At 32.3% G+C, this 9091-nt stretch carries 12 protein-coding genes; 4 read left to right on the top strand and 8 right to left on the bottom strand.

Annotated elements, in window-relative coordinates; genetic code table 11:
* Positions 1-196 precede the first annotated feature (196 nt).
* The 7 genes from N5D90_RS16775 to N5D90_RS16745 all read right to left on the bottom strand — a co-directional run bounded on the left by N5D90_RS16775 (position 197) and on the right by N5D90_RS16745 (position 6025).
* Positions 197-715: a DUF421 domain-containing protein gene (locus tag N5D90_RS16775; protein WP_280063430.1), complete on the bottom strand. Its 519-nt coding sequence runs from the start codon at positions 713-715 to the stop codon at positions 197-199.
* 66 nt (positions 716-781) lie between these two features.
* On the bottom strand, positions 782-964 hold the full coding sequence (locus N5D90_RS16770; protein WP_125350646.1) for a hypothetical protein: 183 nt from the start codon (positions 962-964) through the stop codon (positions 782-784).
* Entirely contained in the window at positions 964-1872 is a 909-nt protein-coding gene (locus tag N5D90_RS16765; RefSeq protein ID WP_125350645.1) for a M28 family metallopeptidase, read from the bottom strand. Before N5D90_RS16765 ends, N5D90_RS16770 begins: the two co-directional genes overlap by 1 nt.
* 38 nt (positions 1873-1910) lie before the next feature.
* The gene (locus tag N5D90_RS16760; protein WP_280063428.1) at positions 1911-2579 is read right to left on the bottom strand and encodes a sterol desaturase family protein; all 669 of its coding nucleotides are present in this window, start codon (positions 2577-2579) and stop codon (positions 1911-1913) included.
* Positions 2580-2712: 133 nt separating this feature from the next.
* A complete protein-coding gene (locus tag N5D90_RS16755; RefSeq protein WP_280063427.1) occupies positions 2713-3996 on the bottom strand; it encodes a citrate synthase in 1284 nt (427 codons plus the stop codon).
* Positions 3997-4076: 80 nt separating this feature from the next.
* A complete protein-coding gene (gene eno / locus N5D90_RS16750) occupies positions 4077-5369 on the bottom strand; it encodes a phosphopyruvate hydratase (RefSeq protein ID WP_280063426.1) in 1293 nt (430 codons plus the stop codon).
* A 206-nt stretch (positions 5370-5575) separates the two neighbouring features.
* Positions 5576-6025 (bottom strand): hypothetical protein, encoded by a 450-nt coding sequence (locus N5D90_RS16745; protein ID WP_221856625.1) that lies wholly within the window; start codon positions 6023-6025, stop codon positions 5576-5578.
* Between the two features lie 130 nt (positions 6026-6155).
* Here N5D90_RS16745 and greA point away from each other — a divergent pair, with 130 nt between their 5' ends.
* Genes greA through N5D90_RS16725 form a run of 4 tightly spaced genes read left to right on the top strand, consistent with a single transcriptional unit; the run spans position 6156 to position 8006 of the window.
* A complete protein-coding gene (gene greA / locus N5D90_RS16740; RefSeq protein ID WP_019976987.1) occupies positions 6156-6635 on the top strand; it encodes a transcription elongation factor GreA in 480 nt (159 codons plus the stop codon).
* A 21-nt stretch (positions 6636-6656) separates the two neighbouring features.
* On the top strand, positions 6657-7049 hold the full coding sequence (locus tag N5D90_RS16735; protein WP_280063425.1) for an HIT family protein: 393 nt from the start codon (positions 6657-6659) through the stop codon (positions 7047-7049).
* A gap of 3 nt (positions 7050-7052) precedes the next feature.
* On the top strand, positions 7053-7622 hold the full coding sequence (locus N5D90_RS16730) for a lipopolysaccharide assembly protein LapB (RefSeq protein WP_038333778.1): 570 nt from the start codon (positions 7053-7055) through the stop codon (positions 7620-7622).
* Entirely contained in the window at positions 7623-8006 is a 384-nt protein-coding gene (locus N5D90_RS16725; RefSeq protein ID WP_280063424.1) for a hypothetical protein, read from the top strand.
* Here N5D90_RS16725 and N5D90_RS16720 read toward each other — a convergent pair.
* Positions 8003-8431, bottom strand: a complete 429-nt coding sequence (locus N5D90_RS16720) for an NUDIX domain-containing protein (RefSeq protein WP_180905999.1) — start codon at positions 8429-8431, stop codon at positions 8003-8005. The two genes, N5D90_RS16725 and N5D90_RS16720, sit on opposite strands and share 4 nt — an antisense overlap.
* Positions 8432-9091: the final 660 nt, after the last annotated feature.

The raw sequence follows: 9091 nt of genomic DNA, 5'->3' as shown, positions 1-9091 counted from the left end.
ACTCTTAAAACAACATAAAGAATAATCAGAACAATTCTATATTTATATAATTCTTCTAAAGCTTCGATTGGGAAAAATTTATTAGAAAGAATCAAAAATAATATAATTGCAAAAAGAAAATAACTAATTGGATTGATAAATTTGCTCATAGATTTAGTTTTAATATAAGTATATGTATAATCTAAATTGTTACAAATTAATTAACTCCCTGTAAATTTTTGTGATTATGTTTGCGTTTATAATGTGTTTCCTTAAACTGATTTTTATCTGTTGTGACGATTGAAATATTTCCGTCAATCTCCATCATTGCCAATTTTACATCTTTGATATGCTCCACACCATGTTCGCGCATTGCTTCGTTCAATTCTTCCGAATTAATTCCCAATTTGCTCAACATCGTAAAATCTGCTTTTCCATTACGGATTAAAATTTCGGGTTTCTGTTCAATTAAGTTTCCTAAAAAATTACTTTTCAGCATGATCTTTTTGACAATAAAATTTAAAAGAAACAATACAAAAGCTGCTATCAATCCACCTTGCAAGCTCGAATCTGAACCAACCATCGCATTTTGAACAGCATTACTAATCAATAAAATCAAAATAACATCTGCTGTATTTAATTGGGATAATTGCTGTTTACCAAAAATTCTAAGTGCAATTAACATAAAAAAATACACCGAAATACAGCGCAAAACAATTTCTAAATAACCTTCCATACATTTATTTTAAGTAAATAAAAGGTACTAAAAAATCCGTTCTGAAATTGGAACGGATTTAAAAATTTATTTTGATTTTCTAAGAATATAAATTCTGGAAACTCTTAAAATTAAATAGATAATTGCGAGATAAAACTTTTTCTCATAAAACAATTCAAGACCTCTTATTGGGAAAAATTTTTCTGATAAAAACGCTAACAATAAAATTACAATAACCGCAATACTAACAATATTAATTGCTTTATCCATTAGTTGTTATATTTTGGTTGAATATTTTTCTTCATCATTTCGTATAAAGAATGTCCAATTCCTTGTGTAATCTCTGACAGATTTTCGAAATTAATCACCGAAACTTCATCGTTTTTTTGATGATAATGATGTTGATTCTCCATGTTTACAGAAGAAAGCGCATGCGATACCACTTTATGATTCACAAAATTTACATTATCCGAACGATAAAATAATTGTTGCTGCAAATAAGGGTCGTTTTCAACTTTGAATGTTTTAGTAGAATTATTATTCATCAAATTCATCAAATCCGAACGATCGCTACCTGTCATATACACTTTTCCTTCACCAAAAGCAGAAACAGTTCCAATCATTTCAAGATTCAACATCACTTTCATATTTGGTAAATATGATTGAAAATCTGTATTTTCTACCAACATTTTAGAACCAATTAATCCAATTTCTTCAGCATCAAAAGCCATAAACATCATGGTTTGCTTAACTTTTTTATTTTTGAAATAATCAGACAAAGCCATTACAGCCGAAGTTCCACTCGCATTATCATCCGCTCCATTATAAATTTTATCCTCACCTTTGTCATCTGTTCCAACATGATCAAAATGCGCACCAACAGCATAAATATCAGACGATTTCCCTTCTTTGATTCCACAAACATTTTGTCCCGTTTTCCCTTTATATTCAAATTCGATTAAATATGAATCACCAACACAAGGTTTTAATTTATTTTGTTTGAATTTTTCAGCAATCAATTCAGCAGCCAATCGATTTTCGGGTGTTCCAAATTTTCGACCTTGCATAGCATCAGAAGCTAATTCTTCGACATATTTCTTTTGATTTTCTTTAGAATATTGCGCGTTTGCTTGATTGAATGCAAGCAGTCCAATCGCAAGTAAAGTATATTTTTTCATTTTTTGTGTAAACTTAATTTGACGGAAGATACGAAAAATTAACTTTTCTTCTCAAACATCAATTCTTTTACTTTTTCTTTGTCTTCTTTTTCATTTTTTAGGTCGAACATTGTTCCAAAAATACGATCCCAAAACGTATTGGAAACGCCAAAACCTAATTCTTCGTCTTTATAATGATGCAAATGATGATTGCGCCAAAGTGGTTTCATAAACTTGAAAGGCGGCGCAACAGCATGAATCAAATAATGCATAGACGCATACAATAAATAGCCAATCATAAAACCAGGAAAGAAAGCAAAGGTGTATTTTCCTAAAATTAAATATTGAATCAAGAAAATAATTGACGCCAAAAGAATACTTGGAACTGGTGGCATAAACAAACGTTGTTTATCGCGCGGATAATGATGATGATTTCCGTGAAAAATGTAAACAATTCGTTTTAGACTTGGTTGTTCGGCTGTCCAATGAAAAAGATAACGATGCGCAAAATATTCGAACAAAGTCCAAAATAACATCGCTCCAAAAAATAGGCAGATAACTGTTAAGGCAGATAAATCGTAACGAGAAATTCCATAATAAATACAGTAGGAAAGTAGAGGAATGTACATTCCCCAAATAACTGCGGGATGACCTTTTGTTAACATTTCGAGGTATTTGTTTTCGAAGATTTGTGCTTGACCTTTATTATGTATTTTCTCAAATTTCATGATTACAAAATTTAATTTACTTAAAAATAAGGCTTTAACACATTTTAAACAAACAATCTCTAAAAATTAATTGTTAAAAAAAATCCGAAAATCAAACTTTGATTTTCGGATTGTATGATGAATAAGATAATTCTTATCTTTTTTCAATTTCAACGTAATCACGTAATGGTGCTCCTGTGTATAATTGACGAGGACGACCAATTGGTTGATTCGTTTCGCGCATTTCCATCCATTGTGCAATCCATCCTGGTAGACGTCCAACAGCAAACATAACTGTAAACATTTCAGTTGGAATATCTAACGCTTTGTAGATAATCCCTGAATAGAAATCTACGTTTGGATATAAGTTTCTTGATTTGAAATACTCGTCTTCTAAAGCAGCTTGCTCTAATTTTTTCGCAATATCTAAAATAGGATCATTGATTCCTAATTTCTCTAAAACGTTATCCGCAGCAACTTTGATGATTTTCGCACGAGGATCGAAGTTTTTATAAACACGGTGTCCGAATCCCATTAAACGGAATGGATCGTTTTTATCTTTTGCTTTTGCTAAGTATTTTTCAACATCTCCACCATCATTTTTGATTGCTTCTAACATTTCTAATACTGCTTGGTTAGCACCTCCATGTAATGGTCCCCATAATGCAGAGATACCACCAGAGATAGAAGCAAATAAACCTGCGTGAGAAGAACCTACTAAACGTACACTTGATGTAGAACAGTTTTGTTCGTGATCTGCGTGTAAGATTAATAATTTGTCAATTGCATCAATAATAACTGGATCTAAGTCTAATTCTTGACCTGGTTTTTTGAATAATAATTGATAAAAGTTTTCTACATAAGATAATTTATCGTTAGAGTAGTTAACTGGTAATCCTTTAATTTTTCTTTGTGTCCAAGACGCTAATACTGGGAATTTACCTAATAAAGTAACTGCCGCTTTGTACATATCATCTGGAGAAGTAACATCAACAACTTTTGGGTTGAATGCTGATAAAGCAGCTGTTAAAGATGTTAATACTCCCATTGGGTGAGCAGAACTTGGGAATGCATCTAAGATTTTGATTAAATCTTCTGACACATAGTTATACTCATTAATATCAGCGATAAATTTATCTAATTCAGCTTGTGTAGGTAATTCTCCTTTGATTAACAAATACATTACTTCTACGAAAGAAGATTTCTCTGCTAATTGTTCAATAGGATATCCACGGTACATCAACTTACCTTCTTCACCATCTAAAAATGTAATTTTAGATTCGCATGCCCCTGTATTTTTGTAACCTGGATCCATTGTGATTAATCCAGTAGCACTTCTTAACTTGGAAATATCAATAGATTTTTCATCCATTGTACCAGTTGTAACAGGTAGCTCCAACTCATTTCCGTTGTAATTTAATATTACCTTATCTGACATTTTATAGTTTATATTATTTATTGCGTAATTTACACTTTTTTTATTAATTTGAGACTGATAAATATCAGTCTCAAATTATTTTATCGCTTAACTTTAAAAGCCTTAAGCCCTGGAAAAATTGCAGTTTCTCCAAGAATCTCTTCAATACGTAATAATTGGTTGTATTTCGCCATACGATCAGAGCGAGAAGCAGAACCAGTTTTAATTTGTCCTGTGTTCAAAGCAACAGCTAAATCTGCAATTGTAGCATCTTCTGTTTCTCCAGAACGGTGAGACATAACTGCTGTATAACGTGCATTTTGCGCCATTTGTACTGCTTTGATCGTTTCTGTTAACGTACCAATTTGATTGAATTTTACTAAGATAGAATTTGCTGTTTCAACATCAATTGCTTTTTCTAATTTAGTTACATTCGTTACCAATAAATCGTCTCCAACAATCTGAACACGTTTACCGATTTTATCTGTTAAGATTTTCCAACCTTCCCAATCGTTTTCATCCATACCATCTTCGATAGAAATAATTGGATATTTCTCTGTCAATTCTGCTAAATAAGCTGCTTGCTCTGCAGAAGTACGGATAGCTCCTTTCTCTCCTTCAAATTTTGTATAGTCATATTTTCCATCGTGATAAAACTCTGATGATGCACAATCTAATGCAATCATAATTTCTTCACCTGCTTTGTAACCTGCTTTTTCTATTGCAGAAATTACAGTATCTAAAGCATCTTCTGTGCCATCAAAAGTTGGTGCAAATCCACCTTCGTCACCTACTGCTGTAGATAAACCACGGTCGTGTAAAATTTTCTTTAATGCATGAAAAACTTCTGTTCCTTTGCGTAAAGCGTCAGAAAAAGATGCTGCCTGAACTGGCATAATCATGAATTCTTGGAACGCAATAGGCGCATCAGAGTGAGAACCTCCATTTACGATATTCATCATTGGAACTGGTAATGTGTTTGCATTAACTCCACCGATGTATCTAAACAATGGTAAACCTAATTCTTCTGCTGCAGCTTTTGCAACCGCCAAAGAAACACCCAAAATTGCATTAGCACCCAATTTAGCTTTGTTTTCAGTTCCGTCTAAATCAATCATTACTTGATCGATTAAATTTTGTTCAAAAACAGAAAAACCAATTAATTCTGGAGCAATCACTTCATTTACATTCTCGATAGCTTTCAAAACTCCTTTACCTAAGTACAAGTCTCCACCATCACGTAATTCTACTGCTTCATACTCTCCTGTAGATGCTCCTGATGGAACAGCTGCACGACCTAAAACACCTGATTCTGTATACACGTCTACTTCTACAGTTGGGTTACCACGAGAATCTAAAATTTGTCTTGCATGGATATGCGAAATAATGCTCATTATTAATATTTTTTAATTGATAAAATTTTGATTTACCAAAAATAATGGATTTGAGTAATCTTTACAACGAAATTATCTTTTTTTAAAAATAATTTAATTCAAAAACAATTCGAAAAACTTATGCATGCATAATAAAGAAGTATAATTTCGATGCCTGCAAAGATTATTATTTTTTGAGTGAATTAAAAAAACTTTAGATAAAAAATTTAATTTGTTATTGTAAGGGTTCCATTTGCATTTACATACACTTGGTATGTTCTTGGCGCTCTATTCGCTACTTTTGTAGGTTGTCCTGTCAATAAAATCCATTCAGAATTATCTGCATCACACACAATACTGATGTCATTCTTTACATACAGAGTGGTTTCTGCACCAGGACAAATATGCGGCGCATTGCGATCGTAAGCTTTGAAACTAGAAGCTGTACGTACCACAATCAAACCTCTAGAACCTGCTGTTGCTCCTTCAACATATACCCATCCTCCTGGATTATTAAGATTAGAATATAATGGTAAATTGATATTGATTGATACATTCACAATTGTATTTGGCACACAACTTACTGTACCATCATCTGAATTGCAGCCTTGAAATAAGCCAGCAAAAACACTAACCAAAATAACCTTATTTAGAATCGTTTTAATAAATTGTTTCATTTTTAATTTGCTGTATTTTTTTTATTATCTTTGTAGTACAATAACTAAATAGTCCTGCGCATAGTATTACATATGTGTAGGATTATTTATTTTATAAGATCTATTTAATAAAAAATTAAACATTGTTGTTATGGCAAATATACAATATGTAACGAAAGAGGGATTAGAAAAGTTGCGTGAAGAGCTTCATCAGTTAGAAACTTTTGAGCGTCCAAAAATTTCGCAACAAATTGCTGATGCGCGTGATAAAGGAGATTTATCTGAAAATGCAGAATATGATGCTGCAAAAGAGGCTCAAGGAATGTTAGAGATGCAAATTGCTAAATTGAAAGAAGTTGTAGCATATGCACGCGTAATTGATGAATCTAAATTAGACCATTCTAAAGTATCAATATTATCAAAAGTTAAAATAAAAAATACAGCGAACGGACAAGAATTAGTGTACACTTTGGTACCTGAATCTGAAGCTGATTTAGCTAAAATGCGTATCTCTGTGAATACTCCAATCGCAAAAGGATTGTTAGGAAAATCACTTGGAGAAGTTGCAGAAATTACATTACCTAACGGAATGACTTTAAATTTTGAAATTTTAGAAATATCTTTGGACTAAGATTTCAAAAATTAAAAACATATGGCAAGCATTTTCACTAAAATTATAAACGGAGAAATACCATCATACAAAATTGCCGAAAACGATAAGTACATCGCTATTTTGGACGCTTTTCCTTTGGTAGAAGGTCATGTATTGGTTATCCCGAAAAAAGAAATCGATAAAATCTTCGATTTAGACAAAGAAACCTATTTAGGTTTAATGGACTTTTCTTATGAAATTGCACAAGCTATAGAAAAAGCAATACCTTGTTTACGCGTTGGCGTAGCTGTTGTTGGTTTAGAGGTACCACATGTACATGTGCATTTGGTTCCTCTAAATACAATGCAAGATATCAATTTCTCAAATCCAAAACTTCAATTATCTGCCGAGAAAATGATCAAAATTGCAGATAATATCAAATCATATTTATAATCGATGAACAAATACATTAAATTAGTAATCGCCGCTGTATTAATCGCTTTAGCAATCTTTTTGTTTACCATTCGCGAATACGGTTGGGGATTTGTTTCGTTATTAGTCGCTGTATTTCCAATTTTATTCTATTTCAGAAACGAAAACATCTTGTTAGCTTTCTGGTTTTTACGTAAAGAGGATATGGCAAAAGCGAAAAAATGGTTACAAAAGATCAAAAATCCATCATCAGAATTAATTCCTAAACAAATGGGATATTACCACTACATGATGGGAATTACTGAAGCACAGGACAATGTTGCGGTTTCAGAAAAATATATGAAAGAAGCCTTAAACTACGGTTTATCGTTTGATCATGACAGAGCAATGGCTAACTTATCTTTGGCTGGAGCTGCAATGTCAAAAGGTAAAAAGAAAGAAGCGGAAGGTTATATTAAAGAAGCGAAGAAAAACGATTCGAAAGGAATGTTTACTGATCAAATCAAAATGATGAACGATCAAATGAAACGTTTCAACGTAAGTAATTCGCAATTACAAAACCCACACATGCGTCACAAAGGGCGTAAATTCTAAATGGATATATCAAAATTTACAGAAGAATCATCATCAAACACCAACAAGTGGAAACTGATTGAAGAATTTTTTCAACAAAATTTCACAGACGGTGAAAGACCAGATTTAGATACGATTCTTTTTTTAATCGGTGTTCAAGAATTAGGACAAGGAAAAAAACGATTCAAAAAAGATGATAAACTCAATCTATTACACATTGCAGTTTGTCGCGTGTTAGAACCTTTTGGCTTTTATCGTTTCGATGGATTAGATCCAGATGGTTGGCCACATTTTGAGTTACTGGAAAATTTACCACCGCTTAAAACAAATGAGCAAACCTTGTTGATGAAATACGCCGTTATACAGTATTTTGATGATCAAAAAATAATAAACTTCGAGTCTTAAGATTCGAAGTTTTCTTTTTTATACAAATCAACGACCACTTTATCTGCATCTAGCGTAAATTTCTCTACGTTCAATTCTTCTTTCGATAACCACAACAATTCGTTGATATCCGCATCCAAAATTTTCAATTTAGCCAATGCCTTCTCTGTAATTGTTGCTTTATAATAAATCAATAAAACCTGTTCTGTTGGATCAAAAGCATTCAGCACAAAAAAATCTTGTGTATAAAAATGCTCATGAACTTCCACTTTCAAATTCAATTCCTCTTTTATCTCTCTCCTTATACAATCTTTCGTTCCTTCACCAAACTCCAGTCCACCTCCAGGAAACTTATAAATTAACTCTCCCTGAAACGGCTCGTGAATCACCAATACCTTTCCCTTGTGCTCCAATAACGCATATACACGCACATTAAATGGTTTCATATCTTCTTTACTTTAAAACCTAAATATATAAAAATTCTTCATTAAATGTCTATTATTTGGGCGTTCCTTCGCTCTTTTCCTTTCATTTATACGATTCATCAATTTCTTCTTAATAATTCAATAACAAGTAATATAAGTCGCTCGGTCGGGCTATCCGTTCCAATCTTTTGTAGAAGAAAATAGAAGTAATTACAGACAATCTAATTCCTACAAAAGGATTTTCACTGCTATCCCTAACACGGGTTGAGTTGTAAGTTGTAAGTTGTAAGCGGTAAGCGGTAAGCGGTAAGCGGTAAGCGGTAAGCGGTAAGCGGTAAGCGAAACTAATTTTTAGTTTACTCAATAATAAGAATTATGTTAAATAACTTAAGATTATATCAGAATAAAAATCTAAGCAAACTATCCTCTTGAGGATTATAGGGGTGTTTTTGAATTTTGAGTAGTAAGTTCTGACTTAGTTGTAAAAAGGAAGCTTCCTTTTTATTAAGAAGAAGCTTCTCGTTGACTAATTAGAAGCTTCTTGTTGGATGAAAGCAAGCTTCTTATTAACTGACTAGCAGCTCCTTGTTTTATAAAACATAGTTTGGAGATGCGTTGAAGTAAAACTTACATTTTACTTAATACATTTTACTTTGTACATTTTACAAAAAGTATAAACAT

This window comes from Empedobacter sp. GD03797, from assembly GCF_029842105.1.
In the GTDB taxonomy this organism is placed as follows: Bacteria; Bacteroidota; Bacteroidia; order Flavobacteriales; family Weeksellaceae; genus Empedobacter; species Empedobacter falsenii_C.
Note: the sequence above shows the minus strand (reverse complement) of the source record. Positions and strands in the feature narration are given on the sequence as shown.